We start from the raw sequence: 23,812 nt of genomic DNA, 5'->3' as shown, positions 1-23,812 counted from the left end.
TGCCGTCCGATGAGTCATTGGGCTAATCTCGATACTGGGGCAAGAAGGAAGGTAGGCATAACTTATGAGACAGAAGCCGGTTCCACACATCGCTCTACCGGCCGCACTGATCGGCGCCACCCTCTGTGCCGGCCAGGCGCTGGCACAATTGCCCGAAGACGATCAGGCAATCCTCGAAGCATTCTTCATCGCCGCCAACGGCGAGAACTGGCGCCGCAACGACGGCTGGCTCGAGCCCGGCAGCGATGCCTGCGATTGGTACGGTGTGGACTGTCAAAGCCCATTGAGTACCGACCCTGACTTCGTGGGCACGCTGGATCTGAGCGGGAACAGTCTCTCCGGCACGCTGGACACGCGCATCTTCGAGATCGTGCACGAGCGCCTGGACCTGAGCGACAACGCCCTGGGCGGCACCCTCGATCATCAGCCAGCCTCCCCGGGTGAGGTGGATCTTTCAAACAACTCGTTCGAGGGCAGCCTGCCGTCGGAAACGAGCGACGAGACATCCGACTCCAACTGGTATCTCGATCTGTCGGGCAACGACTTCGAGGGCGAGGTGCCCGAGTCCTGGGAAGGCCGGATCTGGCTCAGCCTGGCCAACAATCGCCTCGAGGGCCTGCCCCTGTCCGCGTTTGAGTACGCGGGCGGCTCGTTCGGGCGCTTTCTCGACCTGTCGGACAATCAGTTCTCCGGCACGATTCCAACCGACATCATGGAAAGCGATTTCGCAATGCACAACGGCGGATCGCGCTGGGGCGGCGGCATCAACCTGTGCTGGAACGACTGGTCGCTGCCGGAAAGCGCCGAGTTTCACGAGTGGCTCGAGAACCATCACGTCGGGGGCGAATACGAGCGCTGCCTGTCCGGCAACCGCCAGCCTATCGATCTGACAATCAGCGGCAGCTGGTACCACCCGGATCGCAGTGGCGAGGGCAATGCCGTGCAGGTCCTCGACAACGGGATGGTTCTCAACTACTTCTTTACTTTCGATGAGGATGGCAAGCAGCAGTGGCTGGTCGGCATCGACCCTGCGGCAGAAAACAGTGTGTCCTGGCGCGAACTGTTGCGCACCAGGGGCCGTTTTGACTCAGGCCTTCTGGCGCCGGAGGAAGACGCGATCGAGGTCCGCGGCAGCTTCCGCATCGATCGTCTCGACAACGATCGCGTTCTGGCCGAGCGCGTCTATATCGATGAGACCAGCCTCCCATGCCTGGCCGTCTACCCGCCGCCGGTGGGTTGTTCAGGCAGCAGCCTGTCCGATCGTCGCGAATACCAGCGCCTGTCGAGTCTGGCTGGCACTTCTTGCGCCAATCAGTCGACCCATCAGGAATACTCAGGTGCCTGGTACAACCCCGAGCGCTCGGGTGAAGGGTTCATTTTGGAAGTATTGTCCGATGACCGCGCCGTCATTTACTGGTTCACCTACACCCCGGACGATTCCGGCCAACAGGCGTGGATCGTGGGTGTCGGGGCATTCGACGAGAGTGGCATCGTCATAGGAACCCCACCCCCTGGCGGTGCGGTTGCGGCGCTCGACTTCGCCGCGATGGTACAACCGCTCGGCACCGCATTCGGCCCCGACTTCGACAGCAGTGAAATCGATTATCTCGACTGGGGCAGCCTGAGACTGGCGTTCCATGAAGACGGCAGCGCAAGAGTATCCTGGGATTCTGAACTCGACGAGTATGGCGCCGGTGAATACGCCCTCGAACGCCTCGCGCGACCCAAGCTGGCCGAGTGCGACTGACAGTTAGTCGGTTACGAGCACTTGCCCCGGCTCGGGGATAACCGACTGCCCGTCATCGCCTTCGAACTCGAACGGCACCGAGGTCAGATTCATGTCGCGATTGACCTGCACGACAAAGTGCAGGTGCGGGCCGGTCGAGAAGCCGGTGTTGCCCGAGTGGCCGATGCGCTGGCCGCGGCGGACGTGCTGGCCGTCACGCACGAGCACCCCTTCGTAATCCAGGTGGGCATAGACAGCCATCGAACCGTCGTCGTGCAGGATGCGCACGAAATTGGCGCGCGGGCCATAGCGGTCGGGATTGTCGCCGGTGCCATGAAAATGCCGCGCCACGTCCATCACCACGCCCTCGCGGGCGGCATGCACCGGCGTACCGACCGGCATCTGGATATCGACCGCATGAAAACCGGACGCCTCGCTATGGCTGTACTCGCCGCCGAACGCCTGACCGATTCGATAGGAGGACCCCGGCGCTATGGGCGGACGGTAGGGTCGATCCGGGGCATGCCGGGCGTCCGGCTGGCCGGGCAGGCTGGCGGTCTGCAGGCGATAACTCCAGGAACGACGCGGCTCCAGCGGGCCGAATGTCACCAGCTCGCGCTCGGCCTGGGCTTCGAGCACGAACACCGCCGGCAGTGCCGGCTCGCTGACTACGTTGTCGGACTCGGCCAGTGAAACCCGTACCGCAACCGGGCCGTGAATGCGATTACGGAACAGCCACACCGGCGCTTCATCCGGGCCGGTCCGCCGCAACGCGATCAGGTCCTCGGGTTCGGCCACCGCCCGCTGCATCTCGACCGGCCGGTCCGTATCCGGCTTCCGATCGGTGAAGTGCTTCACCCCGTTCTCGTCTTCCCAGATATAGATCGTCTGGGCCAATGCTGGCGACGAGGATGCCAGCAACAACGCGGCCGTCACCGCCATCGACCAGCCTCGCCTCACTGCCTCACCCTTCACACTTCACACTGAACACTTCACACCCACCTCAACACTCGATGACGTTGACAGCCAACCCGCCGCGCGATGTCTCCTTGTACTTGGACTTCATATCGCGCCCGGTATCACGCATGGTCTTGATCACCTTGTCCAGGCTGACGCGATGCTTGCCGTCGCCGGCCATGGCCATGCGGGTGGCGTTGACGGCCTTGACCGCGCCCATGGCGTTGCGCTCGATGCAGGGAATCTGCACCAGCCCGCCGACCGGGTCGCAGGTCAGCCCGAGGTTGTGTTCCATGCCGATTTCGGCGGCGTTCTCGACCTGGCTCATGGAGCCGCCGCGAGCGGCGGTGAGCCCGCCGGCGGCCATCGAGCAGGCCACCCCGACTTCGCCCTGGCAGCCGACCTCGGCGCCGGAAATCGAGGCGTTCTCCTTGTAGAGAATGCCGATCGCGCCTGCGGTGAGCAAAAACTCGATCACGCCGTCCTCGTCAGCGTCGCGAACGAATCGCCGGTAGTAATGCAGTACGGCCGGGATGATGCCCGCTGCGCCGTTGGTCGGTGCGGTCACCACCCGCCCACCGGCGGCATTTTCCTCGTTGACAGCCAGGGCGTAGAGATTGATCCAGTCGAGCTGGTCGAGATTGTCTTCCTCGGCCCGCGCGCACAGCTTCTTGTACAGGGCCGGCGCCCGTCTTGCCACCTTCAGCCCACCCGGCAAGGTGCCTTCCATGCCGATACCGCGATCGACGCATTCCTGCATTGCCTGCCAGATTTCGAGCAGCCCTTCACGTATTTCCGCCTTGCTTCGCCAGGCCTGTTCGTTGGCCAGCATGACTTCGCTGATGCGAAGATCGCGCTCGGCGCAGGTCGCCAGCAATTCATCGCCGCTCGAGAACGGGTACGCCTGTGGCGTCTCATCGGCGACGATGCGATCGGCCGCCGCCTCGTCGGCGTTGACCACGAAACCGCCGCCGACCGAGTAGTACTCGCGCGAGAGCAATTCGGCGCCGTCGGCATCGAAGGCACTAAAGCGCATGCCGTTGGGATGGTGCGGCAGGGTCTGGCGCTTGTGGAAGATCAGATCCTTGCGCAGGTCGACCGCGATCTCGCGCGTGCCGGCCAGTCGCATGCGCCCGGTTTCGGCAATCTCGTCCATGCGCCGCGGGATATGGTCGGGATCGACGCGGTCGGGCATCTCGCCTTCCAGGCCCATCAGCACGGCTCTGTCCGAGCCGTGACCACGACCAGTATGCCCGAGTGAGCCGAACAGGTCGGACTGAACGCGCGCCACCTGCTCGAACCGTCCCGATTCGTCGAGGCGCCGGACAAAAGTTGCCGCCGCGCGCATCGGGCCCACGGTGTGGGAACTCGACGGTCCGACGCCGATCTTGAACAAGTCGAATATGCTGACAGCCATCGTTTCAGTCTAGCCTTTTTGAACCCCGGCAACATGCCGACGCGCTGGATTCGGAACCGCTAAAATGAAATACTTGCCGACCCCACGAATCCCGACCCGGTTGTCATGAAACTCAAGTTCTATACGCGCCCGGACTGCAGCCTCTGCGACAAGGCCGAAGCCCTGCTCGCCGAGGGTGGTTTCGGCAAGACCTACGAGAAGGTCGATATCGAGACCGACCTGGAACTCCTGGACCGCTACGGCGAAAAGATCCCGGTGCTGCACAACACCGACACCGGCGAGAAGCTGTCGTGGCCGTTTACCGCATCGCAGGTGCGCGAACTGGTCGAAGACTGACGTGAGTCGGGCCATTTCCCACGTCGACGCCGCCCGGCTGGAACAGGCCCTGCTGGCCGGTATCGCCAACGTCTTCCGCCACCGCGACCAGATCAACGCCATCAATGTCTTTCCGGTGGCCGACAGCGATACCGGCACCAACCTCGTCTTCACCCTGGCCAGCGTCCGAAAGGCGATCGAGAGCCAGCCCGGCCGCAGTCTGCCGGAGCTGTTGCACTGCATCGCCGACGCCGCCCTCGACGGCGCGCGTGGCAATTCCGGCGCGATCATGGCGCAGTACTTCCAGGGCGTGAGCGAATCGAGCGCCGGCTACCAGGTTCTCGACAGCCGCCGCCTGGCCACTGTTTCGGCGGCCGGCGCGCGCTCGGCCTGGTCGGCCATGTCCGAACCGGTGCCCGGCACCCTGCCGACCGTACTCGAAGATTTTGCCGACGAGCTCGGCCGCCTGGCCACTGACGGCGTCGACGATGTGCGCGAGCTGTTCCGGCGCGGCCTCGAGCGGGCCCGCCAGTCACTGGCCGGCACCACCGAACAACTCGCCGCCCTGCGTGACGCCGGCGTGGTCGACGCCGGCGCCCAGGGCTTCGTCGACCTGCTCGAGGGCATCTGGCAGTACATGCGCAGCGGCCGCATGCCGAAGTTCTCGACCGAAGCGCTGTTTTCGCGCACGGCCAACACCGCCGAGCAGCCGGCACCCGAAGCACACCGCTTCTGCACCGAATGCCTGATTGCCGGCGAACGCCTGGACATTGCCGCCCTGCGTCAACAGCTGGAAGCACTCGACGCCAGCTCGCTGGTGGTGGCCGGCAGCGAGCGCCGTGCCCGCGTGCACATCCACACCGACAGTCCGGGCGAAGTCTTCCAGATCTGCGGCAACATCGGCGAAATCCAGCAGCAGAAGGCCGACGACATGACCCGCCAGCACGGCCTGATGAACCACCCGGGCAGCGTGGCAATCGTGACCGATTCGGCCGCCGACCTGCCGGCCGAGGAAATCGAACGCCTCGGCATCCATGTCGTGCCCGTGCGCTTGAACTTCGGCGAGGAAGAGTTTCTCGACAAGCTCACCATGACCCCGGCCGAGTTCTACGCCCGCCTTTCCGATGCCGCCGAACACCCGCAGACCTCACAGCCGCCGCCGGCCGATTTCCGGCGCCAGTTCGAGCTGCTCACCTCGCACGGCCTGGAAGTGCTGGCCATCCAGCTCTCGGGCCGGCTCAGCGGCACGCTACAGGCCGCCGTACAGACCGCCGAACGGGTCGATGCCGAGAACATCGAGGTGTTCGACAGCCGCAATGCCGCCTGCGGCCAGGGCCTGATGGTGCTGTGGGCAGCCGAAGCCGCGGCACGCGGCTGGGAACGGGTCGCCATTCGTGCGCGCCTGGCGGAAACGCGCCAACAGTTCCGCACCTTCGCCCTGGCCCGCGACCTGAGCTGGGGCGTGCGCGGCGGGCGCATCAAGCCCTGGATGGAAAAGCTGGCCCGGCGGCTGCGCCTCAATCCGATCCTGACCGCCTCGCCCGAGGGCGAACTGGTCGCCCGCGGGGCGATCGCCGGGCGCTCGCGCACGGTCGAGAAGTTCAGTCGCTACCTGCTCAGGCGCATGGACGGCGAGCGTACCTACCGGATCATCATCAGCCACACCGACGCCGAGGCCGATGCCCGCCGCCTGCGTGAACTGATCCTTGCCGGACACCCCCAGGTCGATGCCTGCTGGGTGGTCGAGGCCAGCCCGGCGGTCGGCGCCCATGCCGGTCCCGGCACGCTGCTCGCCGGCCTGCACGTCTGGAACCCGCCGGAGAGACGCCATGATTGAGCTCGTCGTCATTGCCGTTGGCGGTTACCTGGTGGGCTCGATCTCGGGCTCGCTGCTGCTCGGCCGCCTGCGCGACATCGATATTCGCACCATGGGCTCGGGCAACGCCGGCGGCACCAATGCCTTGCGCACAGTCGGCTGGCAATTCGCCCTGGGCGTGGTCGTCATCGACGTCGGCAAGGGCGCCGTCTCGGCCGGTCTGCTGCCGCTGCTTGCGCCCTGGCTAGCCAGCGATCCGCTGAGTTTCACAACGCTGGCGGCCGTAGGCGGATTCACCGCCGTGCTTGGCCACGTCTGGCCAGTGTATTTCCGCTTTCGCGGCGGCAAGGGGGCCGGCACTGCCGTGGGCGCGATTGCCGTTGCCGCCCCCTGGTGCCTGGCGCCGCTGCTGCTGGTCTGGCTGGTCACCCTGATCGGCACCGGTTACGTCGGCCTGGCAACGATCCTGGCGGGCTTGAGCCTGGTGCCGTCGATGTGGCTGTTCGGCCCGGACCCGCTGCCGACGGCTCTGGCCGCGCTGGCCATCGCCCTGGCCGTGCTGCTGATATACACCCACCGCGCCAATCTGGCCCGCATGCGGGCCGGCGACGAGAATCGCTTCGAAAAAGCACGCCTGCTCCGGCGGCGCTGAACGATCCGACCGAGCCATGCAACCCAGCCTCCATGAACTCTTCATCCGCCTGGCCGACGGCCGCGTCCACAACGGCGCCGAGCTGGCCGAAGCCTTCGGCATCACGCGCGCAGCGGTGTGGAAACGCGTGGAAGGCTTGCGCCGGCTGGGGCTGGCCATCGGTGGCACGGCCGGCGACGGTTACCGCCTGGAACGGCCAGTCGAGCTGCTCGACCGGGAACGGATTCGTGGGCAGATTTCGAACAGGGACATCGAAGTCGAGGTTGCCGGCGCCGTGGATTCGACCAATGCCCGCTTGACCGACCGAAGCAGCCCGCACGGCCTGGCCCTGGTGGCCGAGGCACAGACCGCCGGTCGCGGCCGCCGCGGTCGCGCCTGGCTGTCACCGGCCGGCAGCGGGCTCTACCTGTCGCTGGGCTGGCACTTCGAGTCCGGCCTGGCCGGCCTGGCACCGCTCAGCCTGGTGGTCGGCCTGACCGTGGCCGAAACACTCGAGCGTGAATGCGGCGCGCCGGTGCGCGTCAAGTGGCCCAACGACCTGTTCGTCGCCGAGACCAAGCTCGGCGGCTGCCTGGTCGAAATCGGCGGCGCCGCTGAAGGACCCTGCCGCGCCGCCGTCGGGGTGGGGATCAACCTGTATCACACTGAGGGCCACGCGGGTATCGACCAGGCCACGGCGGCACTCGAAGACCACGGCCAGCTGCCCGGTCGCAACCAACTGGCCGCCGCCCTGATCGACGCACTGGCGGGGGCGCTGGCGCGCTTCGATCGCGACGGCTTCGAACCGTTCCGGGCACGCTGGCCGGCCTTCGATACGCTCGCCGACCGGGTCATCCGCATCCTGCACGAGGGCCGGCCTGAACAGACCGGCACGGCCTGCGGCATTGATGCCCAGGGCCGGCTGCTGGTCGAAACCGCCGAGGGCCTCCAGGCGATCGGCAGCGGGGAGGTCAGTATCCGTGCCATCTGAATTGTTGATCGACATCGGCCACTCGCGCATCAAGTGGGGGCTGGCCGAAAATGGCGCACTGATGCCCGACAGCGTGGGCCGGTCGGGCGGCGATAACCCGTCGGAGCTGTTCAAGTTGATCGGGAAAAAACAGATTGAGCGAGCCCTGATCTGCGGCCAGTCCCGGCCCGAACGGGTCCGCGCCGTTGCCGAACGGGCACGTCACGCCGGCCTGGAAACCGATATCATCACCACCGGCGACCGTACCCTGCCGGTGGCCCCGGCCTACAAGTCGCTGGGCTGCGATCGCTGGCTGGCCCTGCAATGGCCATGGCTTGCGCATCGCTCTCCGATGCTGGTGGTCGACTGCGGTACGGCAATCACGGTCGACGTGGTCGACGCGGCCGGACAGCATCGCGGCGGCTGGATCATGGCCGGCATCGAGGCGGCCCGCGCCGGATTGTTCAACTTCGCCCCGGGGCTCAACCGCGAGCTGCCGGAAATCGAGCGCATCGACCGCCCCGCCCCCGACACTGCACGCGCCCTGGTGCGCGGCAGCGCGCTGATGGCCGCCGGTGCAATCGACCGGGCCGCAGCGTCGGCCGAGCGGTTCCTCGGCGAGCCACTCGAGGCCTGGCTGACCGGCGGCGACGCGGCCGAAATCCGGCCGCACCTGGCACGGACCTTTCATCACGAACGGCACCTGGTACTACTCGGACTGGCAATGGCATCGCAATGACAATGAACGCTCTCGACTGGCGCTGGATCGGCGTGGGCCTGCTCGCAGCCAACGCCCTGCTGTTCATACTCGGCCAGCTCGGCAGCGAGCCGCCGCCGACCCGCGACGGCGAGATGCCTGCACTGGACCCCGCACTGCCGCTCGCCGAGTTGGTCGAACAACCGCGGGGCCAGTCCGACGCGACCAGCGCGTCCTGCTACACCATCGGCCCGCTGCCCACGCTGCTCGCGCAGCAGCGTGCGGTCGATCGGCTGCGCTCCTTTTCGAGCCAGATCGCTGCCCGCCAGACCATGGCGGACAGTGATCGCGGCTGGTGGGTCTACCTGCCGACCAACAGCCGCAGCGAAGCGCTGGCCATGACCCGCCGCCTGGCCGAACGCGGCGTGGAGGACTACTACGTGGTGGCCGGCGGCGACCTGGAAAATGCGGTGTCGGTCGGCCTGTACGAAAAAATCGACAACGCCCGCCAGCGCCAGCGCCAGATCCGCGCCATGGGCTTCGATGCGCAGCTCGAGGTACGGCGCGAGAATGCACCCCAGTTCTGGGTCGACTACCGCGTCGAGCCCGGCGAGTCGCCGCCCTGGCGCTTCATCGTGCGCGCCTCGCCCGGCGCGCAACGGCTTGCGTTACCCTGCAGCGACACTCGCCCGATCGACAGCAACGGAGCCTGATCGATGGAATTCCGCCTGAGCGCCCGGATCTTTTCCAGTCCGGCCGGCCCCTGGCTGCGGCTGATGCGCTTCGACCGGCCGATCGGCATCGCGCTCTTGCTGTGGCCGACGTGGTGGGGCCTGTGGTTCGCCGCCGGCGGCATGCCCAGCCTGAAGAATCTGCTCATCTTCACCCTCGGCGTCATCGTCATGCGTGCCGCCGGCTGCGTCATCAACGACTATGCCGATCGCGAGCTCGACCCGCATGTGGCACGCACTGTCGACCGGCCCATTGCCGCCGGCGAAATCACTGCCCGCCAGGCGCTGCTGGTTTTCTTCGCCCTGCTCGCCGCGGCCTTCGTGCTGGTGTTGATGACCAACCGTCTGACCATCCTGATGGCCTTGTTCGGCGCATTGCTGGCCGCCACCTATCCGTTCTTTAAACGCTTCACGCATTTCCCGCAGCTGGTGCTCGGCGCCTCGTTCAGCTGGGCCATTCCAATGGCCTTCGCCGCCGAGGCCGGGCAGGTCCCGGCGCTGGCCTGGTGGCTGTTCGCGGCCAACTTCATCTGGACGGTGATCTACGATACCCAGTACGCCATGGCCGACCGCGCCGATGATCTGAAAGTCGGCGTCAAGTCCACGGCGATCGCATTTGGCCGCGCCGATGTGCCCATCCTGGGTGCGCTGATGGGCATCGTGACCGCACTGTTCGTGATCATCGGCCTGCGTTACTTGCCCGAACCGGCCTGGTTCACCGCCGTGGCGCTGGTCTTCCTGCACTTCCAGCTGCAACTGTGGCGTATCCGCAAGCGCGACCCGGTCGCCTGCTTTCGCTCGTTCCTCAGCAACCACTGGGTCGGGCTGTTCATCTTTCTCGGCGCAGTCGTTTCCCTGGCCATGAGCAGTAGTTTTGCAGTGGTTTCCTAGGCTCGCGCCACGACCCAGACATCAATGTGATCCACGCCGCTCCTTCTGAGAGCCCGCGCGCAGGCATCAAGCGTGGCGCCGGTGGTCATGACATCGTCGATCAGTGCGACATGGCGGATGCGGTAGCTGCGCCGACGCGCCCTAAAGGCGCCACGAACATTGCCACCGCGCCGGGCCGCCGGCAGGGCCAACTGGGCCGGCGTGGCGCGCGATCGGACCAGCAAGTCGGCCACCGGGATCTGTCCCAGGCAGCGGGACAGGTCGCGGGCCAGCATTTCCGACTGATTGAAGCCGCGCCACAGGCGCCGTCGCCAATGCAGGGGCACCGGCACCAGGGCCTGCGGACGCGGCGCACCCAACCGTGCCAGCCGGCGCGCGGTCAGGCCCGCCAGCACGCGCCCGGCAGCCAGGTCGTGGCGAAACTTGAAGCGGTGGACCAGCGCCTCGACCGCGCCGGAGTACTCGAATGCCGGCCAGGTGAGCTCGAAAGCCGGCGGACGACGAATACAGCGTCCGCAGAAGTCGACCGGTTCCGGCAGCGGCAAACCACACTGCCGGCAGGCGGCGGCCACGGCCGGCAAATCGCCCTCGCAGCCGATGCAGCAGTCCAGACCCGCGCGCCCGCGCTGACCGCAGATCAGGCATACTGGCGGCAGCAAGATGCGATTGACGAACTTCAGAGGCGACATGCCCGGCATGTGGTCCCGTTCCAGCCTCCTATCCCTCATGAACGCAGACTATCACCGATGAACGAAGGCGCCGATCAAGCCGCCCTGCGCCGGCGTTTCGACGCCATCGCCGAGACCTTCGACGAGCACGCCGCGCTGGTCCGGGAGGTTGGCAGTCGCCTGCTCGAGCGCCTCGACGGCTTGCGTTTCTCGCCGCGACAAATCGCCGATCTCGGCTGCGGCACCGGTCACCAGACCCTGGCCCTGCATGAGCGCTTTTCAGAACTGCCCATCCTCGCCCTCGATCAGTCCCGCGGCATGCTGGCCCAGGCGCGGCGCAGGCGCGGCCGCTGGCGGCCGAAGTACGCGCTCGTCGAGGCCGATTTCCACACCCTGCCGCTGGCCGAAGCCAGCGTCGACCTGGTCCATGCCTGCCTGTCGCTGCAATGGAGCGACCGGCTCGAAGCCACATTGCGCGGACTTCGGCGCATCATGCGTCCCGGCGGCCTGGTGCTGGTGGCGCTCAACGGGCCGGACACACTCACCGAGCTCTCGCAAACCGGCGCCGTGATCGACTGCGGCAACGCCTGCCACGCCCAGGAACTGGGCGACCGACTCACCCGCGCCGGCTTCCAGGAGCCGGTACTCGATACCGACTGGCTGACGCTCAGCTATTCGCATATCGGCGACCTGCTGGCCGATCTTGACCATTTGGGCATCGGCTATTCGCTGCCCGACGATCCCGAATCACTTGAATCGCAACTTCCGAGAAATGCCGAGGGTGCGCTGATCGTGACCTGGGAAGTGGTCTATGCCTCGGCCTGGTCGCCCGACGAAGGCCAGCCGATCCGAACCGAACGGGGCGAGGAAGCCAGCGTCTCGATCAGCAGTCTCGGCATTCGCCGCCGGCCAGGGGATTGAAGGCCCACTTAGTTGCCGCCATGATATTCTTTCGCCTCTTTCCGGCGGGCGACACCGCCGGAGCATGACTCTCAGCCCCAAGATACTTAAATCATGTCCGAAAAGCAGAAACAGATCGACGCCCACAATCAGGCCACCAACGAATTCATCGAGTTGGCCAACAAGATGGTCAATGAACGCGGTTTCGAACAGAACCTTGTCTCAGCCGCCTTGATGGCCGCCTCGGGCGTCTACGCCACCTTCGCCGCTGCCGGCAACCAGGGCTTCCTGGCCGAAGGCGGTATCGACAAGGTCGCGACGATGTACAAGAACAACCTGGCCTACATCCAGGAACGCAAGCGCGAGGACCTCGAAGCCAAGGGACTCAAGCCGGTTCCCAAGGCGGAAGCCGACAAACAGGCCAGCAACCCCACCGACACCAAAAGCGAATGATCACTCGGGCCCTTAGCTCAGCTGGTTAGAGCAGCCGACTCATAATCGGTAGGTCGCTGGTTCAAGTCCAGCAGGGCCCACCACTTTTCGCCTTTCGTCAACCTGAATGGTTGGGGAACCATAAATTGGCCGCTTTGGCCACTTTATGGTCACCAGGGAAGCATAAAGTGGCCACCCCAGCCACTGCTGGGCGGCGGCTTCCTTCGTTACGGATTACCGGCGCACATGGAGTCGCGACCCCAAGGCAAAATGACCGGATCGCGCCAACCGCCCTAGAGGAGCTCAAGGCCTCTGGAGCCTCGACCGGCCCACTCTTCATGGGGAACGGGGTCCCTATCCCCACTTGAACCAGAATTGGGCCCGAATCGCGAGGCTGCCGACCTGCAGGGGCTCAGGTTTCGCGACCTCCGGCATTCCTAAGCCTCGATACCGATCAATCGCCGGGCATTCGCTGTACTAGGTCCAGCAGGCTCTCGGACACTCGGACCCGAAGGTCACGATACGGTACACCCACCGGTCAAAGGAGGAACTCCAGAAGACCGCTGACATCGCCGCCAAAAGGATAGAAGCAGCTACCAAGTAGCAATCCCGCCTGGGCCGTGTTTGGTGCTCAGGCATCGGGTTGCGTTCTTTTTTGGTCAGAAGCAAGCTCTCCAGGCGGCTTAGGCCGAGATCGGGCCACGCTTGCACTAGCCTTTGACCGCACAGCTATCCAGAAGGTAGCCTAAATAACATTGCGTGAGGGAGTTTTATAAAATGAGGGTATCTTGATCCGGCCGTCGACTCTCAATGGATATCTGTGACTTCATGTCACTGGCCCTCAGCCAAATTCCACTTCTCACAGGTAGCAAACCTAATGAACACGCTACTTTTTTTTATCAAACAATTTGTTTATCTACTCGCTTTGCTGGTCGCATTGACGGCTTGTTCTAGCTATCCAAGCCGATCTGTATCAACGCTGGACTACCGCCAACAAGCGTTGAGCGCGGATGAGTGCGCCGAGCATTACTCGCGAATTAATAGACGGCTCAATATGGCAGCTGACATCCGGAGTAGCAAGTGGCAGGTGGGATTGAGTGATAGCCTTGATCGTTTCGATACCAGCCTTTTTAGAGACTGGATGCAAGCAGCTTCAACCGGACGTATCAGCTTATATACTCGAACCAAGGGTTTCCCCTTTGCGCCGCATATCATGAACTATGACCTAATGGGCGATATCTACTACTACGGGTGCAAAGCTGAAAAACAGTCGGCTCTAGACAAAGCGTGGAGCGGTGATCGCAGCGGAACTCAGCCGAATTTTGAAAAGGCGGCAAAACATTACGAGTTCGCAGCTATCGGGCATGTTCCGCGTTCGCAGTATCGTTTTGGACGCATGCTGCTTGCAGGTCAGGGCATTGAGAAAGATGAGAGCATGGGCATACAGTGGATAACATCCGCTGCTATCGAGGGCCATAATGAAGCACGCCGTTTCATGAGATCACTCGGCTTAAGTGTGCCTGAAGAGATATCGCCAAATACTTTTTCCAGGCTCGCTCAAAATGAGAGGGCGAGGCAACTTGCATGGTCTCGTTCAGTACAGGAGCGACAACGAAGAACGCGGCAGACATGGGGCGAACTATTGCAGCTCTCGCTAGCCGCGTTCGGCGCTTACTACTCAGGAGCAAACTCGGCCACAGGACCTTCAGACCTAACGGGCTCTAATTATCCGAGCGATCGCCTCCAGCAGCGACCAGTATTAAGAGTGAAGCCGTCCTATTGCTACAGCAACGTTACCGTTAACGTTAGTGGCGGGGACTATGCCATTTTTGCGAACGGAGTGATTACTACGTTCTGTTACTGACTAGGAGGGCAACTCGCCTAAGAAAATAGGCCCGCACCGACACCTAGACCGGAATTGAGCCCGGATATGTGAGCTCGCAGACCCTCAGGGCCTCAGCCTACGCCATCTTAGGCACTCCTACGCCTCGATGCCGGACTGTCGCTAATTCCCACGATGAGGCACCGCAGCTGGATGGCCAACTGCCACCAGAACATCATGAGGCGTTGAACCGCGCGACCGCTTTTGTCGGGCATAATCCAAAATCTAGACGGGCACGGTGCTAAGAGAGCCTGGCGGCGACCGCGTGGGGCTTCCCTGATATGCTCAGTTTCCCGCATTGCTTCTGGCTCGAATTCCGGGGTACGGTCGCAATCGGCCATTTCACTCTTGGCCAGTCAAACAACTATTCTACAAAATATATTAACGTTAGAGAAAACGCCTGGAGCCAACCATGAGCAGAGAGCTTAAACGGATACGCCGAAGGAAGGCAGCCCAAAAAAAGATTGATGACATTTGGGAGCATTCTAATTCCAGTTTGATCGTTCACTATTCATGCGAGAGTTTTTATGATACCGAAGAAGGCAAGACTCCAAGAGTCACCTCTATTGCTGTTAGAAATCTCGCATCAGGCCAGACGGAATCCTTTTCCATACACAAGATTGCTGAGCAGAGGCAGTTGCCCTTTGATGAAATTCATAAAAACTATGATGACCTCGAAAGAGAGATGCTTGCGGAGTTCTTCGATTTTGCGAGAACCCACCAGCATTTCAATTGGATCCACTGGAACATGAGAGACATTAATTATGGGTTTGCCGCCTTGGAGCACAGATTCAGGGTTCTGGGTGGAGATCCCGTTGAAATTTTAGAAGACCGAAAGTTCGATTTAGCTAGGGCACTTGTGAGTATTTACGGACTTGGTTATATCGGACACCCTCGCTTACAGAAGCTTATAGAAAAGAACAAGATTACTGATCGAGGCTTCCTCACAGGAGCCGATGAAGCCGAGGCCTTTGATAACAAGGAATACGTTAAGCTTCACCAGTCAACGCTAAGAAAGGTCGATATCCTAGCCAACATATTCGAGCGCACTGCCGATAACTCAATAAGAACTAATGCAGGCTGGCTAGAAAGAAATGCCGCACATCCAAAAATAATCGTGGAACTTATCCGAGAGCATTGGGCTTGGTCACTCATCGTCATGATTGCGATAGTGGTTGGATTAATTGGTCGTGTCACAGAATTATTTTAACAATCGCCTAAATATGGAAATGGGCAGACCCGCTCAGTCTATAACGATCTTTGCCCTCAATAAGAAGGACCCTAGAACCTCAGGCTTTCCAAAGTAAAGCCTGCACGATGGACGAAGATCTAAAAGAAGTAGCCAGATGCTTCTGCGAGGCAAAGTCGGGATCCGTTGACCCCAGCCCGCGACTCCTAAAAATAAATCAAATTATCGAAGGCAGTTTCGACCTCAGCTCTGATCAGCAGTCGATATTATCGCAAGCATGCCTACCGAACGGTAAGATTCCACTTTCCCATCGTATTAAAATGCTAGAAGATCTCCTGAATCAGCTGTTCAAATTCAAGAACTATTGCTATCTATACCACCATAATTTTCTTTTTTAGCGAACTCACAGCTGAGGCGGATCCAAAACCTCGCCCTCCAACTAACCGGTCCACTGACGAAAGAAATTGCGCAGCATGCGGTGGCGGCACTGTGCTGAAAAGCACTCCGCTTATGCCGTTTCTCGAACTGCTGCGTAACAGTCGGCCACTATAAATCAAGGCTGGCGCCGCGCGCGCGCAGCCATTCCTTCCGCTCTCGCCAGTCGGGGAGAATCTTGTCCACCTCGTTCCAGAAGGCATCAGAGTGGTTACGGTGGTGGAAATGACAAAGCTCGTGAACGGCAATGTAGTCGATGATGCGCGGCGGTGCCATCATGCACTTCCAGTGGAAATTTAGGGTGCCGCTACGTCCGCAACTAGCCCATCGGTAGCCCATATCCTTAACTCGAATCGCTCGTACTGCAACGCCAGCCTTGGGGGCGAAATAGCCCACGCGATCCTTAAAACGCTTCTGGCCCCGGTCAGTGTAGAACTGCTCGAACGCGGCCCTTGCGGCCGGCGTGCCGCCCTGCTCAATCAAGTCGCGACTCAAGAGAAAGCGACCGTCTCTTAGCTTCAGCGAGCACTCCTGACCGGAAACCAAGCTGAGACGGTATGCCTTGCCCAGATAAAGGAAGGTCTCGCCGTTGACCCACTCGCGGGCTACTGCGGCGGAGTTCAAGTCCTTCCTTTCGGCCAGGTTTCGATAAATCCACATCCGTTTCCGCTCGACAAGGTCATCCACCTGCTCGGGTGCCAGGCCTGCAGACGGCCGTACAACTACTTGTCCGTTGCGTTCGATCACGATATCCGTGGTTCTTCGCTGGCTGCCAGGCACGAGCTGGTATTCGATGTCTCGAACGCGTCTCGGTGTCATCGTGCGTCTCTCTTTCGTTCTGCGCCTTGAAGCAGGGCATCGTGACGATTCTTCGCGAGTTTCATAATCTCCACGGCAATACGTTCCCTGTGCACCTTTAGCTCCGCGATGCCAGTCAGGGCTAGTGCCGTCTTTATTTCACTACGAGTTCTTTTCTGCTTGTCCGCGTTCTTCCAGAAATCGATACTGCCGATACTATCTTGCAGAGTTTCTACAATGGCCTCCATTAGTGAGCGCATTGCTGGTTTGGCGTTCTCGGGCACCTCGCCGTCGTCGAATGCCTCGTTCGCAATGTGGTCGTAGAAGGTCGTGGCCTCTCGGGTCATGCCTTCCTCTCCCTGGCTACGGCCTTCGGCCGCTTCCTTGCGCAAGTGCTCTAGTTCTTCGGCCAGCTTCTCCCACTCGCCCTGATACTGACCAATCAGCCGCTCAACTTTCTCTGACAAGCTCTTGTAGAAGGCCGGATCCTCGTCGTGGTGAACGGTGCAATGCTTGCGGATGGCATGCTCCATCTCGCTCGCCTTTGCCTCTGAATTTCCGCCCGCGTGTTCATTCAGCTTCTCGACGAAGTCGTCCGAGAGCAGTTCGACAGGTGCCACCTTAGGGTTGATGCCCAGGCTGATCAGGTGCTCATTGATCAGATCCCGCACTTTCTGGCCGGCATCGCCCAGATTCAGGGTGTCATCCTTGTAACGCTCTTTCGCCACCCGCTGGATGTAGCCCAAGCGTCTGGCCGGCACCCGGTAAGGCTGCGCGGCGGCATGGGGCAGGATGATATCCAGGCTGGCCAGGAACTTCTTCAGATAGACATCGAAATCCGCGCGAATCTTCTCGTCCTTCAGCAGCTTCACCGCCTCGTGGACTACCGTCGCGTCGGCCTCGACGTCGGCCAGTTCCCCCTCCACAAATTCCTGCACCTGCCCCACTCTGTGCTCTGAAAACAACTGCAGCAGGCGCTGGTAGCGCTCTTGCAGCACGGGCACCTCGGAGGTGATGCTCTTCAGCCCATCGGCCAGCTCCTGTTGTTCGTCGGTGGCCGCATAGAGGGTCAACGCCTCGGTCAGCTTGCTGGTCAGGCCGATGTAGTCCACCACATAGCCTCGCTGCTTGCCCTTCTTCACCCGGTTGGTGCGGGCGATGGCCTGCAGCAGGGTGTGCTCGCGGATCTTCTTGTCTAGGTACATCACCTGCTCGATGGGCGCGTCAAAACCGGTCATCAGCATGTCGCAGACCACCAGGAAAGCTATGCCGCTGTGGGGCTGGTCCGGATCGTCGAATGCGAAGGGCTTGCAGAAGTTCTCCACCGCGTTCCAGGCGCGGGCCTGTTTGCGGGCCTCGGTGACCCAGGCGGCCTCATTGGTGCCGTCGCTGGAGATCACTACCACCGCCTTCAGGAACTCGATTCGGCGGATCTTCTCCTCGTCAGATTCGGGCCGGACTCGCAGCGCTTCAACCGTCTCGGCCAACGTCCGGTGGATGGCCTTCTGGTAGCGAACCGCTGCCAGCTTGGAGTGACATACCACCTGCGCCTTGAAGCCATTGGGAAAGATATGCTCCAAGTAATGCTGAACCATGTCTTTCGCAATGGCCTCTATACGCTGCTCGGCCTCCAGAATGTCGCCGGTGGCGCCGTATTTCTTCTTGATCGCGAGCAGTTCCTCCTCGCTGCGCTCACGGAACAGGTTCTCAAACTTGTGCTCGAACTCCGCCTTCTCATTCAGCGCCGCGTCGGCGGTACGGCCCTCGTAGAGGATCTGCAGGGTGGTGCCATCCTCCACCGCATCCATCAGCTTGTACTTGTCGATGTATTCGCCGAAGCGCTTCACGGTACGCTTCTCGCCATGGCGCTCGGTGATCAGCGGCGTCCCCGTGAAGGCGACGCGCGCGGCGTTGGGGAAAGCCTCGAAGATGTTCTCGCCCAGCTCCGAGCTCTGGGTACGGTGGGCCTCGTCGATCATCAGCACAATGCGCGAGGAAGGATTAACCACCCCGAATGTGTCCTTACCCGGTATGGCCTGGTAAGTGCCCAGCGCATCTGCCACCGAAGTCGGAAGGCTCACATCCGCTACCTGGAACTTGTGCGCCATCACCATATTAATATCGGACTGGTCCGTAGCCAGATTCCGGCGCAGCGCCTCGCGGCTGTCCACCACGTTGACCCGCCCGCCGATCAGGGTGGCGGTTTTCGCCAGCTGTTCCTCTAGGTCCACCCGATCGTTGATCAGCACGATCTTGTAGTCATGCAGATCCTTCGAGGCCCGCAGCATGCGCGCCACGAAGACCATGGTCAGACTCTTGCCGGAGCCCTGGGTGTGCCAGACCACCCCGCTTTTGTCCTCGGCCGTCTTGCCGTTCCGCAGGCGCTCAAGAATGCGCCCGGCGGCGCGGAACTGCTGGTAGCGCCCCACCACCTTGATGCGCGGCCCGCCGTCCGTATCCATAAAAACCGAACACGTGCGCAGCAGTCGCAGCAGGTTCGGCTTGTTGAGCAGGCCGACAATCAATCGCTGCTGCGGGTCCAGACCCTCGGCTTCCCTGTCTTCCCGGGGCCAGAGCGTCTTCCAAGGGTAGAAATGCTCCTCGCCGGAAGTGATGGTGCCGTAGTCCGCCTCCGCCCCGCTGCTGCGGATCAGCAACAGATTGCTGTGGAATAGCCGCGGCTCGCCCTCCTTAAGGCCGTGGGCGGCGGTGTCCTCGCGGCGGTTCATATAGCGCTGCAGCTGGCGGAAGGCCTCTTCCATGGGGTTGGCGCAGGTGGGCCCGCCTTTTTTGCACTCCACCACCCCCAGTGGAATGCCGTTCACGAACAGCACAATGTCCGGGATGATGAATTGCTTGACGCAGCCTGGGGTATCAATGCGAAACTGGTTGATGGCCAGGAAGTGATTGTTCTCCGGCGTATCGAAGTCGATCAGCTGCACTACTGGGTCCTGCTCACCGGTCTCCTCGTTGACATCCACCTGGGCCTTGAGCAGCAGCTTCTGTACTGCCTCGTTGGCCTCCAGCAGGGTGCGGTTGGGCTGACGAAGCAACTGCTCCTGCAGATCCAGCAGTTGTTTGTCGGTCAGCCAGGTATTGTCGCCCGTGCCGGGATTGATCGCCGCCACCGCCCGGGTGAACACCTCCGGCAGCAGCCACTGGCGGAATGACGCGCGACGGCTCCTAGCCGGGTCCGAGGGAATCTCCCGGCCCTGATCAATAATGTCCCAGCCCTGCGCCTGTAGCTGCTCCAGAAAGGGCTGCTCAACTCCCGAGTACTCAGACATGGGCAGCCTCGGGTTCAGCCTCCGGCTCGACCTGGACTGGAACTTTCCCGGTGAGGAGGTCATGCATCAAGCCGTTTTTTTGCTTCAACAACTTCTCCAGTCCCAAACTTTCTACTTCAATGCGGCGTTGAATCGCATCAAATTTTGAGCACATCAAACGCTGCTCGCTTATAGTTGGAAGCGGAACACTCAACCGTTTTAGATTCCCTGTATTTATTCTTGGTCTTGTAACACCTTGTTCGAATCGCCGTATTTGCTTTCTGGCGCTTTCACTATTCAAGAACAACATGAAAAACTTATTGATCGCTATACTTGGAATGCATCGCGCGCGAAAGCAATCAGCTTTATTTACGGCTGGAGGGAGATCCACAGGATAGGAACATGATCGTCCAACCGGAAATCTCTCTTCACCCAATCCTGCTATCAAAACGTCTTTAGGGAAAACCTGGTTTCTCAATAATCCAGAAGCGTGCTTCTCGGATATGTACGCTCTATCTGAATCGTTATACTCATACTCCAAAACATTCTGTAGCCTGACCACCCGAACACCAGGATCCTGCACGTAATGCTCTGTTTTTAAGTTTGACCCAAAAGGCCCATCTACCAGGCTCTCTAAAATGTCAGAGACACCTGAGATCCTCCACGCTTTCGGAATCCATCCAATCGGCGTTCCCTGATACAACTCCGGGGCCTGTTCACGGGAGGGGCGTAGTTGGCCGTCGGGGCCGATGCCGCGAGTAAAGAGGTCCTGCATCAGTCCGGCCTTGATCTGCTCGTACTTGACGATCAGCGCCTCAGTCTTTTCAATGGTCCGGTCGGCAGTTTGCACGATGCAGGCAATTTTCCGTTGAATGCCCAGCGAAGGTAAGCGCACAGGCGTATAGGCGATTGCCTTGCTGGGCAAGCCGTATCGGGTTGAGCCAGCGGCAAACCTTGAGAAGTATCGGGCTGTCTCAGACTGAGCAAGCTGCTCGCTCAGAAAAATGGAATTGACGCGAGTCTGGTCTGGTTTTAGCAGGGCCAGATGATATGCACACACCAGCCCCTCAATTTCCTCAACGACAACCGCCGGAATTCCGATGTCATAGGGAGTTTCTGAATCCTTCGTAATTAAGACATCACCATCTTCAACCTTAAACCTCTCAATCTCGGCCTGGGTAGCAGTGGCTTGCATAAAGTCCAGCTTTGAGCTTATGTACTCATTGCTGTACACATCCATATAGTTACAAAGGAGCACACGGCTCTCTCCAGCAACGCTCTTCTTATCCACGTTGCTTATCCTTATGTCGGAGATCTCTGACAGAGCATGAGTTTCGAATTTAGGCATAGCCCAACTCCAGCAGAAACTGCTCCAACTGCGTTGATGCCTCATCCCGCTCCGCCTCGACCTGACGGGCAGTCACGGCATATTTGCTCCAGAGGTTTTCCACCGCTCGGATACAGGCCCGCTGCTCGGCGCGCAAGTAGCCCTGGTAGATGTTCAGCAACAGCGTCCTGAGTCGCTCGATAATCACGGTGCGGGCCTCGTCCACGGAGATTTTCTCGCGGGCGTTGGCCACCAGTTCGTCGCGCCGGTTATCAATCGTCTTTAGAGTCGCTTTTAGTTCTTTGGCCTCGTCCTCCAGGGCCTTGTGGCGGGCCAGCTGCTCCTCGATGGTCTGCGCGGTGTTCCAGGTGTGCTGCCCCTGGGCGACTGCCTCGCGCAAAGGCTCGATCCACTCGCTCTCAAAGCCAACCTCTCCCGCCAGCTCGACAATGCGCAAGCCGTTCTGGAACTCGGCGTCTTTCTGGGACAGCCCCTCACTGCAGTAGTAGCCCTTCTTGCTGCCCTTGGGCAGCCGGTCAGCGGCCTTCAATTCGGCGAAGATAGTGCCGGCCAGTTGCTTGACGCTCTTAAGCTGTTGCTTCCATTCGGCCTTGGCGGCCTTCAATTCGTCGCGCTTGTCTTTGACCTCTTCGCCGGGCAATACGCCGGTGTCGTCCGTGTCCTCGAAGTCCTCCTCGTCGGCAGCGGCGAAGAGGGCCTGCAATTCGGCCAGGCGGGCCCGAGCCTGTTCCTGCTCCTCCAGCACCTCGGGGAACTGGCTTTCCAGAATATCGTCCTCGGGGATCAGTTCCGGGCCCCAGCCGCTGGCGGCGATAGACTTGAAGTCGGCCTTGAGGCTGTCGAAGAAGCTGGCCAGAGCGCCGCGTACCTGGAAGGGGGTGAGCAGGCCGTTGTCCGCCAGGGCGGTTTCCATACCGGTGAGCAGCTGGCTGCGCATCACATAGACATTATGCGGCCTGGCTTGCTGGTTGTCGGCATCCGGCGCCAGTGCCTCGACAACGGGCAGATTTTCCTGCCACCAAGTCTCAAGACGGTCGGTAACGGCCTGGTTGGCCGCCGCCACGCCAAGGTGGTCGTTAATCAGGGGGGCGATATCGCGCTTGTCGGTGAGCGCCTGGGCGAAATCCCGGTAATCGCCATCCCTCGGCACGAAGAGGCCTTCCCTCAGACCCTCGTAATTGGCCCAGTAGCGTTCCAGGCGGTCGATCTCGGCCTGGGGCACGCCGCCGTTCAGGTGGGCGCGTACGTCGTGGGGCTCGGGCGGCGGGGCGTTATCCACGTAGCGGCGGATATTGCAGTTGTAGTCTTCGTCGCGGATTTCCACCACCGGCACCGGGCGCGCATAGGCGGGAATTTCCTCACCCTGGCGGTAGGCGTAAATGATCTTGTCGATATCCTCCGGGCGCAGGTGGTTCTGAGCTTTGCCCTCGCGGTATTCGCGGTCGGCGTTGATAAAGAGCACGCTGTCGCGCTCCCGGGCGCCGGCCTTGTTGAGCACCAGCAGGCAGGCGGGGATGCCGGTGCCGTAGAAGAGGTTGCCGGGCAGGCCGATCACCGCCTCCAAGTAGCCCTGCTCGATGAAGTACTTGCGCGCCTCGCGCTCCTCGCCGCCACGGAATAGCACCCCATGGGGCATTACCGTGGCCATGCGGCCATCGCTCTTTAGCACGGCCAGCATGTGCTGGACAAACATCAGGTCCGCCTTCTTGCCCTTCTCCGGCATCATTACCGGGAAGCGGCCGGGAAACTTGAGATCTTTCTTGATGTAGTTCTGGCTGAACGGCGGATTCGCCACCACGCGGTCGAAGCGCTTGAGCTCGTTGTTCTCGTCCAGGTGCTGGGGCTCGCGGATCGTGTCTTCCTGACGGATATCGGCATGGGAGATGCCGTGCAACAGCATATTCATCTTGCAGATCGACCAGGTGGTGCCGATCTTCTCCTGCCCATACAGCGCCAACTCTCGTGCGTCGCCACCCTTCTCGCGCAGAAAATCACGCATCTGAATCAACATGCCCCCGGAGCCAGCGGTGGGGTCGTAGACGCTCATCCGCTCTTCGGGATCACAGATTTCCACGCAGAGGCGTACCACCTCCCAGGGGGTGTAGAACTCGCCGGCCTTCTTCCCCGCAGAATCGGCGAAGTACTTAATCAGCCATTCGTAGGCAGCGCCCAGGAGATCGGGAAACTCAAAGTCCTCATCGCGAAGGGGAATCTTCTCGAAGTTCTGGACGAAGTCGGCCAGGGTGTCGTCATCCAGGGTGCGCTGCCCGATCTTGCGGTTGAAGTTGATGCCGCTGAGCACATCTTGCAGGGCATCAGGGTTGGCGTCCTCGATGGCCGCCAGAGCCTTGTTTAGCGTTGTCCCGACATTCTCCTTGACGTGCTTGAGGGCCGGCCGATCAATGACCTTCATCTCGCCGACCTCGACCACCTCCTCCTGCCAGGGCTCGTTCCAGCGGGCCCGGGGCGGCACATAGAAATACTTACCCGAGTAGTGATCAGGGTCCTCTAACTCTGTGGCGATATCCGCCTCACCCATGCCTTGCGCCGCGAACTGCTTGTGGAGCTCCTCACGGCGCTCATCGAAAAGATCGCTGGCGCGCTTGAGGAACAGCATGCCAAACACATACTCTTTGTATTCACTCGCGTCCATGCTGCCTCGGAGGTCGTCGCAGGCGCGAAGCAGCAGGCTCTCGAGCTGAGTCAGGGTTAGTTTCATTTCAACCAATCAGTTGCAATAGAT

Annotated in this window: 19 protein-coding genes and 1 tRNA gene; 13 read left to right on the top strand and 7 right to left on the bottom strand. The window is 61.3% G+C overall.

Features of this window, described 5'->3' with window-relative positions:
• The first annotated feature begins 64 nt into the window (after positions 1 to 64).
• Positions 65 to 1,747, top strand: a complete 1,683-nt coding sequence (locus tag G4Y73_RS01510) for a hypothetical protein (RefSeq protein ID WP_164228686.1) — start codon at positions 65 to 67, stop codon at positions 1,745 to 1,747.
• Positions 1,748 to 1,750: 3 nt separating this feature from the next.
• Here the strand turns inward: G4Y73_RS01510 and G4Y73_RS01505 are convergent, their stop codons facing one another.
• Together G4Y73_RS01505 and G4Y73_RS01500 are read right to left on the bottom strand one after the other, a co-directional pair.
• Positions 1,751 to 2,668 carry a M23 family metallopeptidase gene (locus G4Y73_RS01505; protein ID WP_164228684.1) on the bottom strand — a complete coding sequence of 306 codons (918 nt, stop codon included), beginning with the start codon at positions 2,666 to 2,668 and terminating at the stop codon, positions 1,751 to 1,753.
• A gap of 61 nt (positions 2,669 to 2,729) precedes the next feature.
• Positions 2,730 to 4,100 (bottom strand): L-serine ammonia-lyase, encoded by a 1,371-nt coding sequence (locus G4Y73_RS01500; protein WP_164228682.1) that lies wholly within the window; start codon positions 4,098 to 4,100, stop codon positions 2,730 to 2,732.
• A 105-nt stretch (positions 4,101 to 4,205) separates the two neighbouring features.
• On the opposite strand from G4Y73_RS01500, the gene G4Y73_RS01495 reads away from it, so the two are divergent.
• From G4Y73_RS01495 to ubiA, 7 genes are read left to right on the top strand one after another with little or no spacing between them, the layout of a single operon-like run.
• Complete coding sequence (locus G4Y73_RS01495) at positions 4,206 to 4,436, top strand: glutaredoxin family protein (RefSeq protein WP_164228680.1); 231 nt, start codon at positions 4,206 to 4,208, stop codon at positions 4,434 to 4,436.
• Position 4,437: 1 nt separating this feature from the next.
• Entirely contained in the window at positions 4,438 to 6,252 is a 1,815-nt protein-coding gene (locus G4Y73_RS01490) for a DegV family protein (protein ID WP_164228678.1), read from the top strand.
• The gene (gene plsY, locus G4Y73_RS01485) at positions 6,245 to 6,883 is read left to right on the top strand and encodes a glycerol-3-phosphate 1-O-acyltransferase PlsY (protein WP_164228676.1); all 639 of its coding nucleotides are present in this window, start codon (positions 6,245 to 6,247) and stop codon (positions 6,881 to 6,883) included. Before G4Y73_RS01490 ends, plsY begins: the two co-directional genes overlap by 8 nt.
• Before the next feature lie 16 nt (positions 6,884 to 6,899).
• Entirely contained in the window at positions 6,900 to 7,853 is a 954-nt protein-coding gene (locus tag G4Y73_RS01480; protein WP_164228674.1) for a biotin--[acetyl-CoA-carboxylase] ligase, read from the top strand.
• The gene (locus G4Y73_RS01475) at positions 7,843 to 8,571 is read left to right on the top strand and encodes a type III pantothenate kinase (protein WP_164228672.1); all 729 of its coding nucleotides are present in this window, start codon (positions 7,843 to 7,845) and stop codon (positions 8,569 to 8,571) included. The genes G4Y73_RS01480 and G4Y73_RS01475 overlap by 11 nt, the downstream gene beginning before the upstream one ends.
• On the top strand, positions 8,568 to 9,242 hold the full coding sequence (locus G4Y73_RS01470) for an SPOR domain-containing protein (RefSeq protein WP_164228671.1): 675 nt from the start codon (positions 8,568 to 8,570) through the stop codon (positions 9,240 to 9,242). The genes G4Y73_RS01475 and G4Y73_RS01470 overlap by 4 nt, the downstream gene beginning before the upstream one ends.
• A 3-nt stretch (positions 9,243 to 9,245) precedes the next feature.
• A complete protein-coding gene (gene ubiA, locus G4Y73_RS01465) occupies positions 9,246 to 10,151 on the top strand; it encodes a 4-hydroxybenzoate octaprenyltransferase (RefSeq protein ID WP_164228669.1) in 906 nt (301 codons plus the stop codon).
• On the opposite strand, the gene G4Y73_RS01460 is transcribed toward ubiA, so the two are convergent.
• On the bottom strand, positions 10,148 to 10,840 hold the full coding sequence (locus G4Y73_RS01460; RefSeq protein WP_164228667.1) for a ComF family protein: 693 nt from the start codon (positions 10,838 to 10,840) through the stop codon (positions 10,148 to 10,150). The genes ubiA and G4Y73_RS01460 overlap by 4 nt on opposite strands.
• Positions 10,841 to 10,897: 57 nt before the next feature.
• On the opposite strand from G4Y73_RS01460, the gene G4Y73_RS01455 reads away from it, so the two are divergent.
• The 5 genes from G4Y73_RS01455 to G4Y73_RS01435 all read left to right on the top strand — a co-directional run bounded on the left by G4Y73_RS01455 (position 10,898) and on the right by G4Y73_RS01435 (position 15,243).
• The gene (locus G4Y73_RS01455) at positions 10,898 to 11,740 is read left to right on the top strand and encodes a methyltransferase domain-containing protein (protein WP_164228665.1); all 843 of its coding nucleotides are present in this window, start codon (positions 10,898 to 10,900) and stop codon (positions 11,738 to 11,740) included.
• 93 nt (positions 11,741 to 11,833) lie between these two features.
• Entirely contained in the window at positions 11,834 to 12,172 is a 339-nt protein-coding gene (locus tag G4Y73_RS01450) for a DUF3144 domain-containing protein (protein WP_164228664.1), read from the top strand.
• Between the two features lie 6 nt (positions 12,173 to 12,178).
• Positions 12,179 to 12,255, top strand: a tRNA-Ile gene (locus G4Y73_RS01445).
• A 773-nt stretch (positions 12,256 to 13,028) separates the two neighbouring features.
• A complete protein-coding gene (locus G4Y73_RS01440) occupies positions 13,029 to 14,015 on the top strand; it encodes a sel1 repeat family protein (RefSeq protein ID WP_164228662.1) in 987 nt (328 codons plus the stop codon).
• 430 nt (positions 14,016 to 14,445) lie between these two features.
• The gene (locus G4Y73_RS01435) at positions 14,446 to 15,243 is read left to right on the top strand and encodes a hypothetical protein (RefSeq protein ID WP_164228660.1); all 798 of its coding nucleotides are present in this window, start codon (positions 14,446 to 14,448) and stop codon (positions 15,241 to 15,243) included.
• A 525-nt stretch (positions 15,244 to 15,768) separates the two neighbouring features.
• Here G4Y73_RS01435 and G4Y73_RS01430 read toward each other — a convergent pair.
• Genes G4Y73_RS01430 through G4Y73_RS01415 form a run of 4 tightly spaced genes read right to left on the bottom strand, consistent with a single transcriptional unit; the run spans position 15,769 to position 23,788 of the window.
• Positions 15,769 to 16,476 (bottom strand): SprT family zinc-dependent metalloprotease, encoded by a 708-nt coding sequence (locus G4Y73_RS01430; RefSeq protein ID WP_164228658.1) that lies wholly within the window; start codon positions 16,474 to 16,476, stop codon positions 15,769 to 15,771.
• On the bottom strand, positions 16,473 to 19,742 hold the full coding sequence (locus tag G4Y73_RS01425) for an HsdR family type I site-specific deoxyribonuclease (protein WP_164228657.1): 3,270 nt from the start codon (positions 19,740 to 19,742) through the stop codon (positions 16,473 to 16,475). Before G4Y73_RS01425 ends, G4Y73_RS01430 begins: the two co-directional genes overlap by 4 nt.
• Positions 19,735 to 21,069 (bottom strand): restriction endonuclease subunit S, encoded by a 1,335-nt coding sequence (locus G4Y73_RS01420; protein WP_164228655.1) that lies wholly within the window; start codon positions 21,067 to 21,069, stop codon positions 19,735 to 19,737. The genes G4Y73_RS01425 and G4Y73_RS01420 overlap by 8 nt, the downstream gene beginning before the upstream one ends.
• Positions 21,062 to 23,788, bottom strand: a complete 2,727-nt coding sequence (locus G4Y73_RS01415; protein ID WP_164228653.1) for a class I SAM-dependent DNA methyltransferase — start codon at positions 23,786 to 23,788, stop codon at positions 21,062 to 21,064. Before G4Y73_RS01415 ends, G4Y73_RS01420 begins: the two co-directional genes overlap by 8 nt.
• Positions 23,789 to 23,812 lie beyond the last annotated feature (24 nt).

Source organism: Wenzhouxiangella sp. XN201, from assembly GCF_011008905.1.
In the GTDB taxonomy this organism is placed as follows: Bacteria; Pseudomonadota; Gammaproteobacteria; order Xanthomonadales; family Wenzhouxiangellaceae; genus Wenzhouxiangella.
Note: the sequence above shows the minus strand (reverse complement) of the source record. Positions and strands in the feature narration are given on the sequence as shown.

Coding starts and splice junctions, on each gene's coding strand:
- G4Y73_RS01510 (WP_164228686.1), top strand. CDS start 65: ATGAGACAGAAGCCGGTTCCACACATCGCTCTACCGGCCGCACTGATC.
- G4Y73_RS01505 (WP_164228684.1), bottom strand. CDS start 2,668: ATGGCGGTGACGGCCGCGTTGTTGCTGGCATCCTCGTCGCCAGCATTG.
- G4Y73_RS01500 (WP_164228682.1), bottom strand. CDS start 4,100: ATGGCTGTCAGCATATTCGACTTGTTCAAGATCGGCGTCGGACCGTCG.
- G4Y73_RS01495 (WP_164228680.1), top strand. CDS start 4,206: ATGAAACTCAAGTTCTATACGCGCCCGGACTGCAGCCTCTGCGACAAG.
- plsY (WP_164228676.1), top strand. CDS start 6,245: ATGATTGAGCTCGTCGTCATTGCCGTTGGCGGTTACCTGGTGGGCTCG.
- G4Y73_RS01480 (WP_164228674.1), top strand. CDS start 6,900: ATGCAACCCAGCCTCCATGAACTCTTCATCCGCCTGGCCGACGGCCGC.
- G4Y73_RS01470 (WP_164228671.1), top strand. CDS start 8,568: ATGACAATGAACGCTCTCGACTGGCGCTGGATCGGCGTGGGCCTGCTC.
- ubiA (WP_164228669.1), top strand. CDS start 9,246: ATGGAATTCCGCCTGAGCGCCCGGATCTTTTCCAGTCCGGCCGGCCCC.
- G4Y73_RS01460 (WP_164228667.1), bottom strand. CDS start 10,840: ATGTCGCCTCTGAAGTTCGTCAATCGCATCTTGCTGCCGCCAGTATGC.
- G4Y73_RS01455 (WP_164228665.1), top strand. CDS start 10,898: ATGAACGAAGGCGCCGATCAAGCCGCCCTGCGCCGGCGTTTCGACGCC.
- G4Y73_RS01450 (WP_164228664.1), top strand. CDS start 11,834: ATGTCCGAAAAGCAGAAACAGATCGACGCCCACAATCAGGCCACCAAC.
- G4Y73_RS01440 (WP_164228662.1), top strand. CDS start 13,029: ATGAACACGCTACTTTTTTTTATCAAACAATTTGTTTATCTACTCGCT.
- G4Y73_RS01435 (WP_164228660.1), top strand. CDS start 14,446: ATGAGCAGAGAGCTTAAACGGATACGCCGAAGGAAGGCAGCCCAAAAA.
- G4Y73_RS01430 (WP_164228658.1), bottom strand. CDS start 16,476: ATGACACCGAGACGCGTTCGAGACATCGAATACCAGCTCGTGCCTGGC.
- G4Y73_RS01425 (WP_164228657.1), bottom strand. CDS start 19,742: ATGTCTGAGTACTCGGGAGTTGAGCAGCCCTTTCTGGAGCAGCTACAG.
- G4Y73_RS01420 (WP_164228655.1), bottom strand. CDS start 21,069: ATGCCTAAATTCGAAACTCATGCTCTGTCAGAGATCTCCGACATAAGG.
- G4Y73_RS01415 (WP_164228653.1), bottom strand. CDS start 23,788: ATGAAACTAACCCTGACTCAGCTCGAGAGCCTGCTGCTTCGCGCCTGC.